The sequence below is a fragment of the Streptomyces sp. NBC_00083 genome (genome assembly GCF_026343295.1).
Classification (GTDB): domain Bacteria; phylum Actinomycetota; class Actinomycetes; order Streptomycetales; family Streptomycetaceae; genus Streptomyces.
Genome location: NZ_JAPELY010000001.1, coordinates 3288699 through 3306840 on the forward strand (window position 1 = coordinate 3288699; position 18142 = coordinate 3306840).

The following is an 18142-nucleotide window of genomic DNA, read 5'->3' on the forward strand; positions in this document are numbered from 1 at the left end:
CACCGGCTCATCCTTTGACGGCATACCCGTCCCACAGCGGGCCGCCGGCCAGGTCCAGCACCTCGCCCACGACCGCGGCGAACCCCGTACCGTCCCCGGCGATCGCCTGTGCGGCAGCCTCGTGCAACGCGCGGTGCACGTCGGGGGCAGCCTCGGCGAGCCGCCGCGACAGCCACTTGCCTCCGCCGAGCCAGACTCCGCCGACCAGCAGGACCAGCTCCGACGCGCGTTGCAGCATGTGCGCGACCAGGTACACACGCTCGGCCGGATCCGCACAGCCCCGCAGGTCGTCGAGGAGGTCGGTCAGGACGTACCGCAGGTAGTCGCGCTCGGGGCCGGAGAGCGGCGGCGGGCCCGCGGCCCAGCGCTCGCGTGCCTCGCTCTGCAGGGAAGCGCCCAGCCCGTCCGTGTCGACCAGGAGCATGCCCTCGGCGCACATGGCGAGCAGCGGCGAACTCCGCTGCGCGGTCTCCCGGTCGGCGAATCCGTGCCAGACGGCCTCGGTCTGCACGAACAGCTCCACCGGCCAGCCGCGGTACACCAGGTTCTCGCGGGCGGGCGCGGGCGGCCCGTCCAGGAGGACCACGATGTCCAGATCGGACAGGGGCGTCCGGCGAGCGGTCAGCACGCTGCCGGCGAGAAAGGCGGCCCGAGCACCGGGAAACCGGTCCCGTACCAGGTCGCGGGCGGTGAGTATGGGATCGTCCATGACTGCAGCGTACGTGCCGGGGCGACGCGCCGATGGCGCCCGCGATCGGAGGCACCGCTCCGGGGGGACCGGCTCACTAGTAGCTGAGGCGGTATTCCGTGCCGCTCCAGCCGCCGAGCACACGGCGCGCAGTGCCATCGCCCGCGGCCGGGGGAGTGATCACCTTCCTCCGCTCTCCGGGTCAAGGAGAGCCACCCGGAGCCGGACCGGAGCGTCAGCCGGACGCCCGTCCTCAGGAGGCCGGCGGGGTCAGGGCGGTGCGGTCGAAGGGGCCGCTGTGCTCGGCGGCGTACGCGATGGCGGTGTTGACGGCGTCGAGACCGAACGACCGGACCCGTTCCGGGGCGAGGTCAAGGATGCCCGACGCGAGCAGCCGGATGATGCCGGCGTTCGCCGCGCGCGGGTACATCCACTGTCCGCGCACGGTGATCGAGTTGCGCATGATCCACGGGTACGGGAGTGCCAGGTCGTCGCCGCCGAGCATGCCCACGCCGCCCATGAGGACGACGCGGCCGAACTCGCGCACGGTCATGGCGGCCGCGCGTGCCACCGAGGCGGGGGCGCTCGGCGGCAGCAGGTCGATCACCATGTCGATCGCGCCGCCGGCCGCCGCGGACATCGCCGCGCGGTCGACGGCCTCGTCCCCCGTGAGCGGGACGGGGCGCAGCCGTGGTCCGAACCGGTCGGCGAGGAGGCCGAGCACGGCCTTGTTGCGGCCCGGGGCGACCACCCGGCCCGCTCCCATCGCGAACGCGACGGCCACCGCGCTGCTGCCGAGATTGCCGGTGGCCCCGCTGACGAGCAGCGTCTCGCCCGCCGCGAGCCCGCCCGCCAGGAGCCCGCCGTAGGAGATGGCGTGCACGCTGAGCGCCGCCCAGCGCGCCGGATCGTCCCCGGCCGCGGGAGGCAGCGGGAAGACGTTCTCCGTCGGGACCCGCATGCGTTCGGCGTACGAGCCGTCATGCAGGTACTCGGCGAGCCGCGCGCCGCCTTCGCCGCGCGAACTCCAGCCCTGCAGCGTGATGTCGGGTGTCAGGGCGTCGTCCCGGGAGCGCACCGTCGGGTCGCACCACACCAGGTCGCCGACGCGCAGCCTCGTGGCGTCCGGGCCGACGTGGATGATCCGTCCCACGCCGCCAAGACCCGGCACGACGGGAGGGACGAGGGGGTAGTTGCGTGTGCCGCCGAAGACTTCGCCCGCGTAGGGCGCCACGCAGGTGGCCAGGACCTCGACCACCACCTCGCCGCCCCCGGCCCGAGGTTCGGGTACGTCCCGCACCGCGAGCGGTACGCCGAATCCCGTCAGAACTGCTGCCCGCATGTCTTGATCTCCCCGTTCGTGCCTGCTTGTCCGAGCTGGTGAGATCGACACTAGGAGGCGATCCGGCATGCGGGAAGCGACGATCCGGCATCCGTGGTATGCGTAGGCCGCATGGACATCTCCAGTACGGGACTGCGGGTCCTGCGGCAGATCGCGGAGTCCGGCAGCTTCACCGCGGCGGCCGCCCGGCTCGGCTACACGCAGTCCGCCGTATCGCGCCAGGCCGCCGCCCTCGAACGCAGCGCGGGCACCGCCCTGTTCGAGCGCCGACCGGACGGGGTCCGGCTCACCGCCGCCGGACTGACCCTGCTGCGGCACGCCCACACCGTTCTGGCCTCGCTCGCGGCCGCCGAGCGTGAGCTCACCGGCACCGTCCCGCGTACCGAGCGGGTGCGGCTCGGCGTGTTCCTGAGCGCGGGTGCCGCGATCCTGCCGTCCGTCCTCGCCCACCTCGCGGAGGCGGACCCGCAGCTCACGGTCACCACCAGCGAGGGCACCACACCCACTTTGATCCGCGCCCTGCGCGCGGGCTCGGTCGACCTCGGGCTCCTGACCTCGCGCCCGCCCCACCGTCCCTTCGACGGCGAGTCGCCGCGTCTGCACGTCCAAACCGTCATGGACACCGAACTGGTGGTGGCCGTCCCGTCGGCCGGTGAGTTCGCGGGACGGGGCACGGTCCACGTCGACGAGCTGGTGGGCGCCGCGTGGATCGCCACCTCGTCCCTGAACTCCGAACCGCTGCTCGGCGCCTGGCCGGGTCTGCCGGGGCGGCCGCGTGTCGTCCACTCGGCGCGCGACTGGCTGACGAAGCTGCATCTCGTCGCGGGGGGCTTCGGTGTGACGACGGTGCCGGCCCGGCTCGCACCGGTGCTGCCGCCCGGCGTGAGCCTCGTGCGCGTCGAGGGCGCGCCCCCCGAAGTCCGCCGCGTCCTGGTGGCACGTCTGCCCGGACGGCCCACCCCGGCGGTCACCGCCGTCACCCGGGCGATCATGTCGTCCGCGTGAACCGCCGCCAGGGGGTACGGCTCGGGTGCCCCGCGCGTACCGCCCGCAGAAAGTTGTCGACGCCGCCCGATGTCGTGGTTAGGGTCGCGGGCGTGACGATTTCCCTGAACGACGCCGCCCGTAAGCTGCTTGACGATGTGCATCCCGCGGTGCTCGCCACCGTGAACCCCGACGGCAGCCCGCAGACCTCGGTGGTCTGGGTCGGCCGGGACGGCGACGACCTGCTGATCTCCTCGGCGGCCGGCCGCCGCAAGGTCACCAATGTGGAGCGTGATGGGCGGGTCAGCCTGACCGTCTACGACCAGGCCGATCCCCAGCGCTACCTGGAGGTGCGGGGCACCGCGACCGTCACCGAAGACCTGGGCCGCACGGTGGCCGTCGCCCTGGCCGAGCAGTACGAAGGCCCCGGCGCGGGCCAGGAATACGTGGACCTGCCGCCGGAGGTGGTGCGGGTGGTCGTCAGGATCACCCCGCACCGGCTGGTCGGAACCGTCGCTGACTGACCGACTGACCGACTGCCTGCCTTACTTCTGCGCGGCCAGCTGCTTCAGGTCGACGGTCTGGTCGGCCGGGGGCTGCGGAGGATCGACCGGCTTGTTGTAGTCGGTGAAGACCGTGTTCTCGGGGGACGTCCCGGTGGCGGTGACCTTCAGGATGTACGGCTTGCCATCGGTGGCGACGAACATCGACCGGGTCTTGCCGTCCTTCTGCTTCTTCAGCTCCACGGCCTTCTTGCCGTCCACGGTGGTGGTGTCGCCGCGTGACATCCCCTGCCGCTCGGACTTGTCCTCGTCCATGGTCGCCAGCAGGCCCTGCTTGTCGCACAGTCCGGTCAACTGGTCGTCGGCTGCGGGCATCCGCACCCACTTGTCGGCGACCTTCGGCACCAGCTTCTCGGCTTGGGGCTGCTGCTTGAGGTTGGCCTGCCAGTAGGCGCTGTTGCCCTTGAGGTACAGCGTGGCGTCCTTGTGCCGGATGTCGGAGACGGCCTGGGCGTTGGTGACGGTGCCCTGGCAGTTCTTCTGGCTGTCGACGGACAGATCGATGCCCACCCGCTGCCCGCCGTTCCGGGCGACCGTGCCCTTCAGGTGCATCGAGTCGGCCTGACGCGTCGCCTCGACGGCCTTCGCGGCGATCTGGTCGGCGCTCTGCCCCTTGAACGCCTCGTCGTCGCTCCCGCCGCACGCCGCGGCGCCCGCAAGGCATAACCCGACTACCGTCACCGCTACCGACGTTCGTGTCGTACCGCGCATGCGCGAACACCCCTTCTGTGGCGGCTCCCTCGGGCGTCGCCTTCGCTGCGCACGGTCCCTGCGACCGCGCCGTGCACCGCCTGGTACCCCCGGATTCCCCCGCATCACGGGGTGGCAGTCGTTCCGGATAGCGGCCCGGGGGTGCGCTTGACGGCGCGGCTGACGATGGCGGTCTCGACGTGGGTGATGCCCAGGCCGGCCAGGTCCTCGGAGAGGAACCCGTAGAGGGCCGTCAGGTCCGGGAAGTACGCGGCGGCGTGCAGGTTCGAGGGCCCCGACGTCGCGAACGCGCCGTGCACGGAGGGATGGTCGGCCAGCGCCTGCCCGGCGGCGGCCAGATGGTCGGGGGCGACATGCAGCAGGAGCTTGGCCTCTATGGGCAGCCCGAGACGGCGTGGATCGACCAGGACCTGGGTGATGAGACGGCCCTGCGCGGCCAGCCGGGCGAGGCGGCGCCGCACCGTGCTCTCCGGATGACCGGTCCGCGCGGCGAGCGCCGCCGAGGTCAGGCGCGCGTCGGGGGCGAGCGCGTCGATGAGGCACTCTTCCAGGGCATCGGCGTCGACGCCGTAGGGGCCGCCGGGGGAACCGGAAGCCGCCGCCGCGGGAACCGGCTCGGCGGGGCTCAGCGCCGCGCGTTCGGGCGGCGTCAGCACCTGGTGGCGCCACTGGGACGTGAGCCGGAAGACGTGCAGGATCGTGGCGCTCTCCAGGGCCGTCACCGCCTGCGTGGACGGCAGTTGACGGAAGACCAGCGGATCACGTGAACCGGGCTCGGTGCGCGCGACCGCGAATATCTCGTCACCCGAGGTGGTGATGTCGATGAACGGGATGTCCTCGCGCGCCGCGAGCGCCGCCACGATGGCGTCGAGCTTCCCCCGCAGGACCCGGATGCGCAGGAACAGGGCACCGGCCGCGCCGTCGCCCCGGGGCCGGGCCACCGGTGAGATCACCACGCGCACGGTCCCGTCGGCGCCGAGCGCGTGCAGGCGACGGCGCACGGTGGCCGGGCTCAGCCCCAGCACGTGGGCCGCCCGCTCCGCGGTGAGGCGGCCGTCGCACTGCAACGCGGCCACCAGCCGCTGATCCATGGGGCCGAGTACGGAATCCGCCAACACGCGTGTCATGACGGCAAGTTACGCCCATTGTGACGCCTCACCGAGCCCGACTCGGCTGCCCTGCACCAAGGATGGAGGTAGACAGCCAAGGCCTCCCAGTCGCACGGAGACCGCGGACCTGGCACAGCATCACCCATACATGGAGGAACGGAATGAAGCGGAAAATGACCGCCATGCTCGCGGTCGCCGGCATCGCCGCGGCGACCCAGCTCGCCCTGGGAAGCACGCCTGCGTCCGCCTCCGGCGCCGCGTACCAGCTCAAGAACGTGGCCACCGGCAAGTGCATGCGGGGCGCCAATTCCAACAACACGTACGCCGTCACCATGGTGAAGTGCAACCGGAACGACGCCGGCCAGTGGTGGGGCGTCGTCCAGGGGCAGGTGCACGAGGTCTTCGCCGGTACCCACGACACGAACGTCTGTCTGGCCGTGCCCAAGGGGGAGAGCGGTGACGCCCCCAAGGACGTCGACACGACCAGCTGCAACAACTACAAGACCTACTACCTGGGGATGAGCACGATCCCCAAGGCCAACAGGCCCACGACCCTCGGCACCGTCCCCGGCTACATCGGGCACTACGCGTCCGGCGACACCTACCTCAGCTGCTATCAGATCGACGGCAACTACACCAAGTGGCTCTGGGTGCCGTAGCACTCCGGCGACGCGCCGGCCGCGCGTCGCCCACGCCGGCTTCGCGACCTCCGGTCTCCACCAGGTGTGGGAGCCGGAGGTTCGCCGCTGCGCGTCCCTGTCCTCTCACCGAACGGAGCCGCTCTGGCCGAGCCCCGGGGGCGCACGTACAACGTCGGAATCTTCTGCATGCAAGCTCTCCTCGCGCGCTGTCGGTCCTCATCGTGCAATGCCGGGGCGTGCCGTGGCGCGCCAATTGAGCGCGGACACGGCTCCGCCGACCCAGCTGTCCGACAAGTCAGCCTCCCGCCGGCACCCGCACCGCGGCCAGCACCGGCAAATGGTCCGTGCCGGAGCGGAGGTCGCCTTCCGCGACGCCGGGAAGACCCATCGGCACCCCGCAGCCGAGGACCTCCACACCCTCGGTGGCGAAGACCGCGTCGATCCGTTGCAGGGGATCACCGAGCCGAGTGGTGTGCTCACGACCCCACGGCTTCGTCGCCCAGCCGTCCTGGAGCGACCGCGCCAGCAGACCGAAAGTACGGCCGTGGGGACGGTCGTTGAAGTCTCCGCCGACCACCGCGTGCGGAACGTCCAGGGCCGCCAGTCGGTCGAGGAGCAGCCCGCCCTGCTGGTAGCGCTCCTGGTCACTGACGCTCAGATGACAGCTGAGCACTCCGAGCCGGGCCCCGCCGAACCGCAGGACGGCGGTGGCGAAGCCACGTTGGTGCAGGCCCGGGGTGCGGGGGAGCAGGATGTCCTCGGTGCGCTCCACATGGGCACGCAGGGAGGACAGGATCATGGGGCCGGACGCCGTGGCGCCGCCGGTGACGTACACGAGCTCCGAGCTCCTGGCGAGACGAGCGGCGGCCTTGCGCCAGCGGAAGAAGCGCGGCGCTTCCTGGACGCAGACGACATCGGGCCGGCACGCCCGGATGACCCGGGCCAGAGCCGTGACGTCATCACGCATGGAGCGCACGTTGTAACTCAGTACCCGCACGACCGCGGACCCGTCGGCCTCCGTCACGGACTCGGGCAGATCCCGCAGGCTTTCGCTCTCCATGCGTCCCCTTCGTGTTCTGGCGGCCCGGCGCCACATCGACCGCGCCGGCCTTCCCTCCGGTGTGCAGCATCATTCGATCACTGAACTCGGATGAGTTCGACCGCGCGGAACACGTGCCGTGCCCGCGGCCGGCATCGACCGGTGGATCCCCGCCCACGCAATGCAGCTCGTCCGCGATCCCGCTCGTCACGAGACGGGCGCCCGCCCGCGGCCCCAGGCCGCAAGCGGCTGGAGCGCGTCGTTGAGCCGCATGCCGTCCTCGGTCAGCGAGTACTCGACGCGGGGCGGTACTTCGTCGTAGGAGACACGGTGCACGACGCCGTCAGCCTCCAGCTCACGCAGATGAGAGGCGAGTACCTTCTCCGTGATCCCCGGAAGCAGCCGTCGAAGTTCGCCAAAGCGACGGCAGGGGTATGTGTGGAGCGCCCACAGGATCAGCACCTTCCATTTGCCGCCGATCACCTCCATCGCGGCGTCGATCCCGCAGAGATGCCCTTCCGGCGCGCCCGGCCGGTTCAGCGTCGTCATGCCCCCACCCCTCCGACGTGCTCGCTCACCCCGGAGTAACCACCCACTCGCAAGTGCGTACTTGATCACCCCCGGCTCTGCGAGCAGCCTAATCGGCATGACACCGACCACCGTTGACACGACACCCGTCACACTCCTGGGCCTCGGCGCGATGGGCACCGCGCTGGCCCACGCCTGGCTTGCCGCAGGGCACCCGCTCACCGTCTGGAACCGCACACCGGCCCGCGCCGCGGCACTCGCCGCCGAGGGCGCGAGAGCCACGGAGCACGCCGACGAGGCGATCGCGGCGAACACCCTGATCGTGCTCTGCCTCCTGGACGACCACTCCATCGACGACGTGCTGGACGGCACCGACCTGACGGGCAAGGACCTCGTCAACCTCACCACCAGCACCCCGGCCCAGGCGCGCGCCCGCGCCGCATGGGCCCGCGGGCGCGGCGCCCGCTACCTGGACGGCGGCATCATGGCTGTCCCGCCGATGATCGGCCTGCCGGAAGCCGGCGGCTACGCCTTCTACAGCGGCTCGCGGGCGGTGTTCGAGCGCCACCGGGCGACGTTGGGCGTACCGATGGGCACCACGTACGTCGGCGAGGACGCGGGGCACGCGGCCCTGCACGACATCGCCCTGCTCAGCGTCATGTACGGAATGTTCGCCGGTGCCGCGCACGCCTTCGCCCTGATCCGCAAGGAGGACATCGACCCCAGGACCCTCGCTCCGCTGCTCGCCGACTGGCTCGTCGCGATGGCCCCGGCCGTTCACCAGACCGCCGACCAGCTGCACAGCGGGGACTACACCAACGGCGTCGTCTCCAACCTCGCCATGCAGGTGGCCGGCACGCCGACCTTCCTGCGCACGGCCGAACAGCAGGGCGTCAGCCCGGAACTGCTCGGCCCCTACTTCGAGTTGATGCGCCGCCGCCTGACCGAGAACACCGGAAAGGAAGGCCTGACCGGCGTGATCGACCTCCTGGCCCGCTGATCGGGCCACGCCTCTGTCCGCGGAGGCGGGCGACGACCCACCAGGACGGGTGCTGCCCGGGTGCGACACACCCAGGCACACCCGGGGCCCCGAGTGTGGCTCACCCGGGACCTGGACGCGTCGCCGCTAGTTCCGGTACCGGAACACGATGCGGCCACGCGTCAGGTCGTACGGCGGGAGCTCCACCAGCACCCGGTCCTCCAGCATGACCTTGATGTAGTTCTTGCGGATCTTCCCGCTGATGTGCGCGAGGACGTGGTGGCCGTTCTCAAGCTCCACGGTGAACATCGCGCCGCGCAGGCACTCGACGACCCTGCCCTCGACTTCGATGACGTTCTTGTGCTTCGTCATCGCAGCACCAGTTCCAGGTTGCTGCTCACCGCGCGGGCGTTGACGCCAGTGAGCAGTGCGGAGGCCGCGCGGTCGGACTCGTGGACTTCCGCCGAAGCCATGGTGTGCCCCGAACGGTGGAGCGTCGCCAGCGCGTGGGCGAGGAGTGCCCGCGCGATGCCGCGGCGCTGCTCGCCGGCCCTGACCGCGACCAGCCCGATACGAGGCCGTCTCGCGTGCACCACCCGGATGAGCCCCAGATAGCGGTCGGGCCCGGCGGCCACCGCGTACATCGACGGGTCGATGATGGTGTCGCCTGCGGGGCGGGGGCGTACCTCCGCCGGCATCGAATGCCACCCGACGGTCGCCTCGACTTCGGCACGGATGGCGCTGTCCACGTCCCGGAGCGCACGTTCGTCCACCTGACCCGCCGGCACGATCGTGACACCCCGGGGAGGCAGGAGCCCGCCGAGTCCGGTGGCCTGCGGGTCGGTCGGCAGGACGTACTCCCACTCGCGGCGCCACCGCGTGAAACCGGCCCGCAGCCAGCGGTCCGTCAGCTCGGCGTCGGCTTCGTCGACCACCGTGTAGAGCGGTGTGGGCAGCGCCGCCGGCAGCGCACCCACGAGCTCGTCGAAGACGGCGTCGTGCCAGGCGTCGATACTGACGAACAGACGGCCGTCGGGCCGGTGCTCCGCATGCGCCCGCCCGACGACCAGGTCGTCGTCGAGTGCATGCCATTGCCGGTCCGCGACACGCGTGATGACCACGTCGTTGCCGCGCGGGGCAGAGGTGAAGGGTTCTGTATTCATCGGAGTTCCTTCCAGGAGCCTTGATCTCAGGCGCTCCTGGCGACGCCGAACGTCAGCCGCCGGACCGTGACGGGTTGAGGGAGCACCCACGGGTAACTGCGTTCACGGGGCTCACCTCCATGCGTCGATCTACGGTCCACCGCGAAAGTAGCAGCGTGACGCCGCGCGGCTCAAACCCTTTTCGGCAGGGCAGGGCGGGGCGAGGCGGGGCAGGGCAGGGCAGGGCGGTGTGAGGCGGGGGCTGAAGGTGGGAGGCACCGGGTCCCCGGCGCCCCGTAGCCGACGGTCACGCCGTGGCACTTTACGATGGCGGCCATGTGGAGAGCGATGGCCCTGCAGGCCTTTCCCGGTGTCGAGTTGCGGGAGCCGGCGCGTGAGGCCGACCTTGTCGAGGCCGGGCGGCGCCTCGGGTGCGAACTCCCCGAGCAGCTCGCGCAGTTGCTGCGCGCGAGCGATGGCCTGACCGGACCGTCATCGGTCGACACGATCTGGCCGATCGCTCACATCGTGGAACACAACCTCCTGTTCCGGTCGGACCCGTCCTTCGCCCAGCTGTACATGCCCTTCGAGCCCCTGCTGTTCTTCGCGGACAACGGGGGAGGCGATCAGTTCGCCTTCGTACAGAAACCGCGACGCCCCGACGTCTTCGTCTGGGAGCACGAGACGGACAGCAGACGGTGGGTGGCCGGCGACCTGCGGGACTACCTGGAGCGCGCGCTCCAGGAAGACGGCGACGACGACTGGTACCGGCTGTAGGCGGACGGCCCGCCGCGAACGGGGCGTGCCGGCACGGGGGCGTCACCGAGGTGGGCGACTTCACCACCGAGCGCATATACGTCCACGGTCATGCGTCAACCGGCACCCTCGGCCCTTTTGGGCGGCAGGGGCGCCGCACCGGTCGGCCGGGCGCCGGGCCATGCGAAGAGGGTTGAGAACCAGTCCCAGCCGGTTCTCAACCCTCGGATCACGCAGTAGCGGGGACAGGATTTGAACCTGCGACCTCTGGGTTATGAGCCCAGCGAGCTACCGAGCTGCTCCACCCCGCGTCGGTAGGACCAGCCTACGCGCCCTTGGGACCGTTCATGACCACGGGCCCCCTCACGCCTTCGCCACGCGGGCACAGCACTGCGGCCCGCCGCCGGAACCGGCCCAGATGATCGTCACCGCGCAGACGCGGACGTTCCGCGCCGGGCGGCCTGGCCGGCCTGGAAGCGCACCCCGTCTTGCGGCGCGATAACCCGGGCCGCGATGTGGCCAGTTGGCAGGGGGCGAAGGTTGTCGCGCACGCGTACGCGGTCGTCGCCGACCCCGTCGACCGCTCCTCGCGCGCCCCCCTGGTGCCCGGTGTCACCGGCTGTACGGGTGCTGTTGTTGCCCGCTGCCGGAGTGTCGCCGGGGCGGGGTGGTGGACTGGCTGGGCAAGGCATGACGCCGGCAAAGCGGGCTTCCCCGAACAGAAGGAGCGTTCCGACGTGCGTATCCGCAAGAGTCTGGCCCTGGTGGTGGCGGCCACCTGCATCGCGCTGTCCGGCGCGGCGAACCCGTCCCAGGCCCGCGTCCCCGCGGCCGGACAGGCGCCGAGCGCGGCCGCGCTGCAACGGGCGGCGGCGCAGTGTGCGGCGGGGGAGGTCTGTTTCTGGCACGACAGGAACTACTCCGGCACCCCGTGGCGCTGGATGCCATCCAACGGCTACCGGGACATGCCGCCGAACCTCCACGATCACGTGTACTCCTTCTACGCCAACGTCCGCGCCTGCTTCATCGACTACAAGCCGCGCGATTTCCGCAAGGTCAACATCGGTGACTACGCGATGGCGTACGACACCAACTTCGGCAAGCGGATCGACGCGGTGGGCCTCAACAGTGCCTGCTGAGAAGGCCGTTGAGAGGTTCGGGGAACGCTCGTCCGCGGTCGTTCCCCGAGCGGTCGACGGCCCGGCACAGGACGCGCAGGGGTCGGCAGCCGAGCGGTTCCTTGGTGTCCAGACCCTTCGACGATCGATGTGGAGCGATTCGGGCGCCCGAGACCTCGGTCCGACGATCGTCCGCCTTCGGATCTGGGGCCTAGGCCGCCGTGTCCTGCGGGAACGTGACGGGGTACGGCTCCGCGAAGTCCGCAGAACGGCCGACCGCGCTCCACTTCTCGTCCTGCGCCAGCAGACGCCGGCTCTGGGCGATGGAGCCCTCCGACGCCATCACGCCGAGCGTGAGGTTGGTCGGGATGTCGCGGCGCTTGGCGACGCGTACCAGGATCTCCGCGGCGCGCACCGGGTCGCCCGCCGGCCCCTCGGTGTTCTGCCGGATGAGCTGGTTGATCGCGCCGACGGTGGTCTCGTACTGCTCGGGCACGTCGTGCACGGTCATCGAGGAGCCGGCCCAGTCGGTGCGGAACCCGCTCGGCTCGACGACCAGGACCCGCACCCCGAACGGCGCGGTCTCCACGCGCAGCACCCGGCTGAAGCCGTCGATCGCGAACTTCGCCGCCTGGTACGACGCGATGCCGGGGGAGCCGCCGACGCGCCCGCCCATGGACGAGAACTGGACGACAAGCCCACCGCCCTGCTCCCGCAGCAGGGGGATCGCCGCCTTGCTCACGTTGTAGACGCCCCAGAAGTTCGTTTCGAACTGGTCGCGGAAGTCCGCGTCGTCGGTGGTTTCGATGGGGGAGACGTTGGCGTAGCCGGCGTTGTTGACCAGTACGTCGATCCGCCCGAAGCGTTTCCTGGCCTCCTCCAGCGCCTCCTTCGCGGCCTCCGGGTCGGTCACGTCGAGGGCGATCGGTGCGATCCGGTCGCCGAACTCGGCGGCCAGGTCGTCGAGTTGCTCGGGCCTGCGGGCCGTCGCCGCCACGGTGTCGCCCGCCTCCAGGGCCGCGCGGACCAGGGCGCGGCCGAAGCCCCGGGAGGAGCCGGTGATGAACCAGGTCTGCTGCGTGTTCTGCACGTCCATGTTCTCGGTCATGCCACTTAGTGAAACACCGTTTTGTTATTAACGCAACCTCGTTGCGCTAGCATGGGCTCGTGGACACCAACGACTTCCGGCGCGCCCGGTCCCCGCAGGCCAAGCAGCAGCGGGAGGCCGCGATCCTGGACGCCGCGCGGGCCCTGGGTGCCGAGCACGGCATCCGGCAGGTCACGCTCACCGACATCGCGACGGCCGTCGGCATGCACAAGTCCGCGCTCCTGAGGTACTTCGAAACGCGCGAGGAGATCTTCCTGCGCCTGACCGCGGCCGACTGGCAGGAGTGGGCGCCGGTCCTGTGCACCGAGATCGATCGCGTGGACGACGGCGACGCGGCGGGCGTGGCCACGGCATTCGCCCGCACCCTCGCGGCCCGCGGCATGTTCTGCGACCTGCTGGCGCAGGCGCCGATGAACCTCGAACGCAATGTGTCGGTCGAGGCGGTGCGCGCGTTCAAACTGGTGACCCTCACCGCCGTCGGCGCGATCGTCACCGCGGTCCGCGCACGGCTGCCGGAGCTGACCGAGGCCGACGGCGTGGACCTGATGGCCGCCGCGACCTCGATGGCCGGCACGTTCTGGCAGATCGCGACGCCGGGGCCGGAGGTCGCAGCGCTGTACCGCGACGACCCGCGCCTCGCCCACGCGATCGTGGACGTGGAGCCGCGATTGGCGCGGATCCTCACGGCGATGCTGGAGGGCGTCATCGGGCAGCGCGCAGGCAGGTGGCCGGGACGCTGAGCCCCTCCGGCGAGGGAGCCGACCATGGGGTGGCGCCCCTCTTCGACCGAGCGGCGAACTCAACTCCGCTCACATGCAAGGCTGTTGGGCTCATCACAAGCGCGACGCTCGACGCTCTGGAACCCGACCGGGGCGAGGGGCCCCGGGCCGGGCGCTGCAGGGGTGCGGCTGCGCACAACGGGGGCGGAAGCGGCGGAGGCCGCGCCCGCACCGTGCCCTCCCGACGTTCTAGACGGCGCCCTGGCGAGCGGGCTCCCGGGGTTCCGGCTGGTCCGGAACGATGGCCCCGGCGGCGGCCGCCTGGTCCGCGACGCCGGCCCCGGTGGCGGACGGCCGGTCGGCAGCGCCGGCCCCGCCGGCCGTGACCCGGTCCGCACCCTCGGCCCCGCCCGCGGCACGCAGGGCCGCCTCGACGCGGCGGTTGCTCGTCATCGTCGCCGTGATCGCGGTCATGGTGAGGAGGAGACCGGCAGCGGTGTAGATCGGGGTGCGCACGCCGTAGGCGGAGGCCAGCCAGCCACCGAGGAAGGCGCCGAACGGGGCCGCGCACATCGCCAGCATCCGCGAGGTGGAGGTGACGCGGCCCATGAGGTGCGCGGGGACGATCGTCTGGCGCAGAGACGGGGCGAGCACCATCGTGGCGCCCATGCCCGCACCGCATACGGCCAGCGAGAGCCCTGCGACGTACGGGTTCGGGGCGGCGGCCAGCCCCAGAATGGCGAGCCCCTCGACGGCGGCCGTGCAGGTCAGCGCGGTGCCCGTGCCGAGCCGCCGGCCGAGGAAGGAGGCGATGCCCGCGCCGAGCAGGCCGCCGGTGGCCTCCGCGGTGAGAAGCAGGCCGAAACCGAAGGTGTTGATGCCGAGACGGTCGTGCGCGAAGAGGGCGAGCACGGTCTCGACGGCGATGAACGCGATGTTCCCGACCGCCGGACGCAGCGCAAGCCCCAGCAGCAACCGATCCCTGAACACATACGACGCGCCCGCCCGCGCCTGCCGCAGCAGCGACTCCCGTGCCTGCGGTACGGGCCGGGGGGCAGCGGGCAGCGACCGTACGAGTACGGCCGACAGAGCGAACGACACCGCGTCGGTGAGCAGCGGGACCGCCCGCCCGAGCGCGAGGAGGGCACTGCCCGCGGGCGGGCCGGCGAACCCGGACGCGGCGGTCTGCGCGCCACGCAGGCGGGAGTTGGCCCGCTCCAGGAGCGCGGGGTCGCGGCCGAGCAGGTCCGGCAGATAGGCCGTGGCGGCCGTGTCGAAGAAGAGCCCACCGAGACCGAGCAGGAAGGCCACGGTCGCGAGCAGCGGAATGCTCAGCACGTCGAGCGCGGCCGCAACCGCCGGAATCGCGAGCAGTACCGCACGCAGCGCGTCCGTCATCCACAAAGTGCGCCGACGGTCCCAGCGGTCCACCAGCGCACCGCCGAGCACCCCGAAGAGCAGCCACGGCAGCGTCCCGGCAGCCGTGACGACGGCGAGCGCCATCGGATTCCGCGTCAACGTCAGCGCGATCAGCGGCAGCGCGGCATGTGACACCCCGTCACCCAGCGAGGACACCGTCTGTGCGGTCCAGAGCAGACCGAACCCGGTCGCCAACTTCTCTCTCTTCACAGTCACTTGGAGCCCCCCTTGGGCTGCTGGTGCGATGCCGGGTGAAACAGTGCGAAGACCAGCGACGTGTCGGGGAGCGACGGATCGGACAGCTCCCGGTACTCGTCGGCCAACGCGTCGAGCCGGGCCCCCAACTCCGCGAACTGCTCGTCGGTGAGCCGCAGATGAGCCATCCGGACGTGCCGCTCCCCGTCCGCCGGTGACGCCTCCAGGTCCGCCACCGCATGCCGCATCAGCGCGTCCCGGCCGCCCTCGCCCGGATCCGGCAGCACGATCGACCGGGCGGCCATCGCGTAGTACCGCTCGGTCACGCCGCGGACCTTCCGTGTCCGTACGACCTTCACGAGACCGGCTCGTTCGAGCAGCCGCACGTGGTAGCTGGAGCTGCCCTTCGCGAGGCCCATGCGCTCGGCGATCTGCGTGATCGTCGCGGGCTCGAAGCGGAGGACGGCCATGATCCGGTGACGCGTGAGGTTGGAAACGGCGCGTAGCTGCTCGTCCGTGGTGACGTGAACTGACTCGGGAAGGTCGTCGGTGGGCATGTCGCCAATGGTCAACGTTTCTTGACTATTGGGCAAGGGGGTCGGGTTCGATCTCTTCAAACGAAGTCGCAGGTTCCGTTTGGCTGAGTCGCCGACGGGAGGCATCCGGTGCCTGACCCATGTCCCCGGGTACCGTCGGCAGGGCTGTTGTGTGTTGCCTGCCACGCTGGTTGACCCTCACACCGTGTCAGGCGCTGAACTCGGAGACATCATGTTCACCATCGGAGACTTCGCCCGGCACGGCCGCGTCTCGGTCCGGATGCTGCGCCACTACGACGCAACCGGCCTGCTGCGTCCGGCCCATGTCGACCCCGCCACGGGCTACCGCTCGTACACGGCCGCCCAGCTCAGCCGCCTCAATCGCGTCATCGCGCTCAAGGGTCTCGGCCTCACCCTCCAGCAGGTGCGGCAGATCTTGGACGAGGAGGTCAGCACTGAGGAACTACGGGCCATGCTGCGGTTGCGGCAGGCCGAGGTGGAGGCCGACATGGCGGCCGCCGCCGCGCGGTTGGTCCAGGTCGAGGCGAGGCTCCAGTCGATCGAGAGCGAGGGGCACATGCCCACGAATGATGTCGTCATGAAGAGCCTTCCGGCCGTCCGAGTGGCCGAGCTGACCGCGACGGCCGCGAGCTTCGAACCCGAGGACATCGGGCCGGTCATCGCGCCGCTGTACGCGGAGCTGTTCCGGCGTCTGGAGGCTGCCGGGGTCACGCCCGCTGGGGCCGGCGTCGCGTACTACGAGGACGCGCCGGGCGGCGGCGGGCAGATCAGCGTCCACGCCGCGGTCGAGGTGGCGGCGCCCCTGCAGAACGGTGCCTTCCACGTGCTGGATCTGCCGTCCGTCGAGCACGCGGCGACGATCGTGCACCAGGGCTCGATGGACACGGTGCTACCGGCGGCCCAGGCCCTGGCCCGCTGGATCGACGGCAACGGCTACGCGTCGACCGCGTACCCGCGGGAGATCAGCCTGGACTGCCCGCCCGACCGGGACGAGTGGGTGACCGAACTGCAGGTGCCGGTGACCACGCTCTGACAGGCCACAGGTGACAACTGTCAGGTGACAGCTGACAGGTATCAACTATCGGCTGACGGCTGACATGTGGTGTGGCGGTCCGGAGGCGGGGACCGTGAAGGTCACCCGCCGCCCGGCGTTCGCTACTCCGTGCCCGGTTGGGGCAATCTCCGCGTGATCCGGTCGAACAGGTCCGTCAGGGGCTCGCCGAGCTCCCGGCCGAACTCGGTGAGGCCGTAGGTGACTTGAGGCGGTGTCGTCGGCTCGACTTCGCGCCAGATCAGGCCGTCCTTGAGCAGGGCGCGCAGGGTCTGGGCGAGCATCTTCTCGCTGATGCCCCGGATGCTGTCGCGCAGTTCGAAGAACCGGAGGTCGTTGGTTCGAAGGGAGATCAGCACCCAGATGCCCCACCGGCTCGTGACGTGGTCGACCACGTCACGAGCCGGGCAGTCCGTGTGAAACACGTCATACCGGGGGCCTCTCTCGACCCGCGTAAGCTGCGCGCCTTCGCTCATGTCCGGAGCTTACCTCTGGGTATGTTCTTACGAAAAGTAAGTCCGGCTCCTAGCGTCAACATCCTTGGTGCACAGCCACTTTGTGCACAACGATGAGGAGCTGAACATGATCGTGGTGACCGGGGCTACCGGAAACATCGGCCGGCCTTTGACGCAGGCTCTGGCCGAGGCGGGCGAGCAGGTGACGGCGGTGTCGCGGCGTGCCGCGGCGGTGCCGGACGGGGTTCGGCACCTGGTGGCCGACCTGGCCGAGCCGGCGGGTCTGACGCCCGCGCTGGAAGGGGCGAAGGCGTTGTTCCTGCTGCTCTCCGGCGATATGCACGCCCCCGACGCCAGGCCGGGCGACATCATCGACGCCGCCGCGGCCCAAGGTGTGCGCCGGGTCGTCCTGTTGTCCTCGCAGGGTGTGGCCACCAGGCCGCTCGGCCCGACGCGGGTCGCCATGCGCGCTCTGGAGGACAAGGTGAGGGAGTCGGGACTCGACTGGGCGATCCTGCGGCCGGGTGGCTTCGCCTCCAACGCCTTCGCCTGGGCGGAGTCCGTCCGCACGCGGGGAGTGGTCGCCGCACCCTTCGGTGATGTCGGGGTGCCGGTCGTCGACCCTGCCGACATCGCCGATGTCGCGGCAGCCTGTCTGCTGGACGACCGGCACAACGGTGGGATCTACGCACTCACCGGGCCACAGGTGGTGACACCGCGTCAGCAGGCGGAGGCCATCGCCGCCGCACTCGGCACGCCGGTACGTTTCCATGAACTGACCCGCGACGAGGCCAAGGCCGGGATGACCCGGTTCGTGCCGGCAGAACTCGCCGACGACACCCTGGACATCATCTCCGCCCCCACCCCCGCCGAACTCGACATCAGCCAGGACATCGAACGCGTCCTCGGCCGCGCTCCCCGTGCCTTCGGCGACTGGGTGGCGCGCAACATCGCCGCCTTCCGCTGAGCGCGACTCCTGTGACGGGCCCCGGCCGCCGAGCGCGACGACGATCGCAGGCGCCGGCCGGGGCCGCCCCC

21 protein-coding genes and 1 tRNA gene are annotated in these 18142 nt (G+C 71.0%); 9 read left to right on the forward strand and 13 right to left on the reverse strand.

Annotation, left to right across the window (positions count from 1 at the left end):
- Positions 1-7 precede the first annotated feature (7 nt).
- Both OOJ98_RS14695 and OOJ98_RS14700 read right to left on the reverse strand, forming a co-directional pair.
- Complete coding sequence (locus OOJ98_RS14695) at positions 8-709, reverse strand: nucleotidyltransferase domain-containing protein (protein ID WP_267055122.1); 702 nt, start codon at positions 707-709, stop codon at positions 8-10.
- A 232-nt stretch (positions 710-941) separates the two neighbouring features.
- The gene (locus OOJ98_RS14700) at positions 942-2030 is read right to left on the reverse strand and encodes an alcohol dehydrogenase catalytic domain-containing protein (protein ID WP_267055123.1); all 1089 of its coding nucleotides are present in this window, start codon (positions 2028-2030) and stop codon (positions 942-944) included.
- Positions 2031-2141: 111 nt separating this feature from the next.
- Here OOJ98_RS14700 and OOJ98_RS14705 point away from each other — a divergent pair, with 111 nt between their 5' ends.
- Together OOJ98_RS14705 and OOJ98_RS14710 are read left to right on the forward strand one after the other, a co-directional pair.
- Positions 2142-3035 carry a LysR family transcriptional regulator gene (locus OOJ98_RS14705; RefSeq protein WP_267055124.1) on the forward strand — a complete coding sequence of 298 codons (894 nt, stop codon included), beginning with the start codon at positions 2142-2144 and terminating at the stop codon, positions 3033-3035.
- Between the two features lie 92 nt (positions 3036-3127).
- Positions 3128-3538, forward strand: coding sequence for a PPOX class F420-dependent oxidoreductase (locus OOJ98_RS14710; protein WP_267055125.1), 411 nt, complete (start codon positions 3128-3130; stop codon positions 3536-3538).
- 21 nt (positions 3539-3559) lie between these two features.
- Here the strand turns inward: OOJ98_RS14710 and OOJ98_RS14715 are convergent, their stop codons facing one another.
- Together OOJ98_RS14715 and OOJ98_RS14720 are read right to left on the reverse strand one after the other, a co-directional pair.
- A complete protein-coding gene (locus OOJ98_RS14715) occupies positions 3560-4258 on the reverse strand; it encodes a hypothetical protein (protein ID WP_267055126.1) in 699 nt (232 codons plus the stop codon).
- A gap of 134 nt (positions 4259-4392) precedes the next feature.
- Entirely contained in the window at positions 4393-5415 is a 1023-nt protein-coding gene (locus OOJ98_RS14720) for an Lrp/AsnC family transcriptional regulator (protein ID WP_267055127.1), read from the reverse strand.
- A gap of 143 nt (positions 5416-5558) precedes the next feature.
- On the opposite strand from OOJ98_RS14720, the gene OOJ98_RS14725 reads away from it, so the two are divergent.
- Positions 5559-6056, forward strand: coding sequence for an RICIN domain-containing protein (locus OOJ98_RS14725; protein ID WP_267055128.1), 498 nt, complete (start codon positions 5559-5561; stop codon positions 6054-6056).
- Positions 6057-6333: 277 nt separating this feature from the next.
- Here the strand turns inward: OOJ98_RS14725 and OOJ98_RS14730 are convergent, their stop codons facing one another.
- Entirely contained in the window at positions 6334-7098 is a 765-nt protein-coding gene (locus tag OOJ98_RS14730; RefSeq protein ID WP_267055129.1) for an endonuclease/exonuclease/phosphatase family protein, read from the reverse strand.
- Between the two features lie 186 nt (positions 7099-7284).
- Complete coding sequence (locus OOJ98_RS14735; protein ID WP_267055130.1) at positions 7285-7626, reverse strand: helix-turn-helix domain-containing protein; 342 nt, start codon at positions 7624-7626, stop codon at positions 7285-7287.
- 97 nt (positions 7627-7723) lie between these two features.
- Here OOJ98_RS14735 and OOJ98_RS14740 point away from each other — a divergent pair, with 97 nt between their 5' ends.
- Positions 7724-8605 carry an NAD(P)-dependent oxidoreductase gene (locus OOJ98_RS14740; protein WP_267055131.1) on the forward strand — a complete coding sequence of 294 codons (882 nt, stop codon included), beginning with the start codon at positions 7724-7726 and terminating at the stop codon, positions 8603-8605.
- Positions 8606-8731: 126 nt separating this feature from the next.
- On the opposite strand, the gene infA is transcribed toward OOJ98_RS14740, so the two are convergent.
- On the reverse strand, positions 8732-8956 hold the full coding sequence (gene infA, locus OOJ98_RS14745) for a translation initiation factor IF-1 (protein WP_267055132.1): 225 nt from the start codon (positions 8954-8956) through the stop codon (positions 8732-8734).
- On the reverse strand, positions 8953-9747 hold the full coding sequence (locus OOJ98_RS14750) for a GNAT family N-acetyltransferase (RefSeq protein WP_267055133.1): 795 nt from the start codon (positions 9745-9747) through the stop codon (positions 8953-8955). The genes infA and OOJ98_RS14750 overlap by 4 nt, the downstream gene beginning before the upstream one ends.
- A 315-nt stretch (positions 9748-10062) precedes the next feature.
- Here OOJ98_RS14750 and OOJ98_RS14755 point away from each other — a divergent pair, with 315 nt between their 5' ends.
- Positions 10063-10503 (forward strand): SMI1/KNR4 family protein, encoded by a 441-nt coding sequence (locus tag OOJ98_RS14755; protein WP_267055134.1) that lies wholly within the window; start codon positions 10063-10065, stop codon positions 10501-10503.
- Positions 10504-10719: 216 nt separating this feature from the next.
- On the opposite strand, the gene OOJ98_RS14760 is transcribed toward OOJ98_RS14755, so the two are convergent.
- A tRNA-Met gene (locus tag OOJ98_RS14760) sits at positions 10720-10793 on the reverse strand.
- Positions 10794-11219: 426 nt separating this feature from the next.
- Here OOJ98_RS14760 and OOJ98_RS14765 point away from each other — a divergent pair.
- Positions 11220-11621, forward strand: coding sequence for a peptidase inhibitor family I36 protein (locus tag OOJ98_RS14765; protein ID WP_267055135.1), 402 nt, complete (start codon positions 11220-11222; stop codon positions 11619-11621).
- A gap of 190 nt (positions 11622-11811) precedes the next feature.
- On the opposite strand, the gene OOJ98_RS14770 is transcribed toward OOJ98_RS14765, so the two are convergent.
- On the reverse strand, positions 11812-12696 hold the full coding sequence (locus OOJ98_RS14770; RefSeq protein ID WP_267055643.1) for an SDR family NAD(P)-dependent oxidoreductase: 885 nt from the start codon (positions 12694-12696) through the stop codon (positions 11812-11814).
- A 71-nt stretch (positions 12697-12767) separates the two neighbouring features.
- Between OOJ98_RS14770 and OOJ98_RS14775 the strand changes: the two genes are divergently transcribed.
- Positions 12768-13448, forward strand: a complete 681-nt coding sequence (locus OOJ98_RS14775; protein WP_267055136.1) for a TetR/AcrR family transcriptional regulator — start codon at positions 12768-12770, stop codon at positions 13446-13448.
- A gap of 228 nt (positions 13449-13676) precedes the next feature.
- On the opposite strand, the gene OOJ98_RS14780 is transcribed toward OOJ98_RS14775, so the two are convergent.
- Together OOJ98_RS14780 and OOJ98_RS14785 are read right to left on the reverse strand one after the other, a co-directional pair.
- On the reverse strand, positions 13677-15041 hold the full coding sequence (locus tag OOJ98_RS14780) for an MFS transporter (RefSeq protein WP_267055644.1): 1365 nt from the start codon (positions 15039-15041) through the stop codon (positions 13677-13679).
- Between the two features lie 17 nt (positions 15042-15058).
- Positions 15059-15598, reverse strand: a complete 540-nt coding sequence (locus OOJ98_RS14785; protein WP_267055137.1) for a transcriptional regulator — start codon at positions 15596-15598, stop codon at positions 15059-15061.
- A gap of 211 nt (positions 15599-15809) precedes the next feature.
- Here OOJ98_RS14785 and OOJ98_RS14790 point away from each other — a divergent pair, with 211 nt between their 5' ends.
- Positions 15810-16631: a MerR family transcriptional regulator gene (locus OOJ98_RS14790; RefSeq protein ID WP_267055138.1), complete on the forward strand. Its 822-nt coding sequence runs from the start codon at positions 15810-15812 to the stop codon at positions 16629-16631.
- A gap of 122 nt (positions 16632-16753) precedes the next feature.
- Here OOJ98_RS14790 and OOJ98_RS14795 read toward each other — a convergent pair whose 3' ends face one another.
- On the reverse strand, positions 16754-17125 hold the full coding sequence (locus OOJ98_RS14795; protein WP_267055139.1) for a helix-turn-helix domain-containing protein: 372 nt from the start codon (positions 17123-17125) through the stop codon (positions 16754-16756).
- A gap of 106 nt (positions 17126-17231) precedes the next feature.
- On the opposite strand from OOJ98_RS14795, the gene OOJ98_RS14800 reads away from it, so the two are divergent.
- Positions 17232-18071, forward strand: a complete 840-nt coding sequence (locus OOJ98_RS14800; RefSeq protein ID WP_267055140.1) for an SDR family oxidoreductase — start codon at positions 17232-17234, stop codon at positions 18069-18071.
- Positions 18072-18142: the final 71 nt, after the last annotated feature.

What these genes read in the sequence shown, in the direction of transcription:
- OOJ98_RS14720 (WP_267055127.1), bottom strand. Translation starts at nt 5,415, where the DNA reads ATGACACGCGTGTTGGCGGATTCCGTACTCGGCCCCATGGATCAGCGG.
- OOJ98_RS14790 (WP_267055138.1), top strand. Translation starts at nt 15,810, where the DNA reads ATGTTCACCATCGGAGACTTCGCCCGGCACGGCCGCGTCTCGGTCCGG.
- OOJ98_RS14795 (WP_267055139.1), bottom strand. Translation starts at nt 17,125, where the DNA reads ATGAGCGAAGGCGCGCAGCTTACGCGGGTCGAGAGAGGCCCCCGGTAT.
- OOJ98_RS14800 (WP_267055140.1), top strand. Translation starts at nt 17,232, where the DNA reads ATGATCGTGGTGACCGGGGCTACCGGAAACATCGGCCGGCCTTTGACG.
- infA (WP_267055132.1), bottom strand. Translation starts at nt 8,956, where the DNA reads ATGACGAAGCACAAGAACGTCATCGAAGTCGAGGGCAGGGTCGTCGAG.
- OOJ98_RS14755 (WP_267055134.1), top strand. Translation starts at nt 10,063, where the DNA reads ATGTGGAGAGCGATGGCCCTGCAGGCCTTTCCCGGTGTCGAGTTGCGG.
- OOJ98_RS14695 (WP_267055122.1), bottom strand. Translation starts at nt 709, where the DNA reads ATGGACGATCCCATACTCACCGCCCGCGACCTGGTACGGGACCGGTTT.
- OOJ98_RS14725 (WP_267055128.1), top strand. Translation starts at nt 5,559, where the DNA reads ATGAAGCGGAAAATGACCGCCATGCTCGCGGTCGCCGGCATCGCCGCG.
- OOJ98_RS14700 (WP_267055123.1), bottom strand. Translation starts at nt 2,030, where the DNA reads ATGCGGGCAGCAGTTCTGACGGGATTCGGCGTACCGCTCGCGGTGCGG.
- OOJ98_RS14770 (WP_267055643.1), bottom strand. Translation starts at nt 12,696, where the DNA reads ATGGACGTGCAGAACACGCAGCAGACCTGGTTCATCACCGGCTCCTCC.
- OOJ98_RS14735 (WP_267055130.1), bottom strand. Translation starts at nt 7,626, where the DNA reads ATGACGACGCTGAACCGGCCGGGCGCGCCGGAAGGGCATCTCTGCGGG.
- OOJ98_RS14740 (WP_267055131.1), top strand. Translation starts at nt 7,724, where the DNA reads ATGACACCGACCACCGTTGACACGACACCCGTCACACTCCTGGGCCTC.
- OOJ98_RS14730 (WP_267055129.1), bottom strand. Translation starts at nt 7,098, where the DNA reads ATGGAGAGCGAAAGCCTGCGGGATCTGCCCGAGTCCGTGACGGAGGCC.
- OOJ98_RS14750 (WP_267055133.1), bottom strand. Translation starts at nt 9,747, where the DNA reads ATGAATACAGAACCCTTCACCTCTGCCCCGCGCGGCAACGACGTGGTC.
- OOJ98_RS14785 (WP_267055137.1), bottom strand. Translation starts at nt 15,598, where the DNA reads ATGCCCACCGACGACCTTCCCGAGTCAGTTCACGTCACCACGGACGAG.
- OOJ98_RS14705 (WP_267055124.1), top strand. Translation starts at nt 2,142, where the DNA reads ATGGACATCTCCAGTACGGGACTGCGGGTCCTGCGGCAGATCGCGGAG.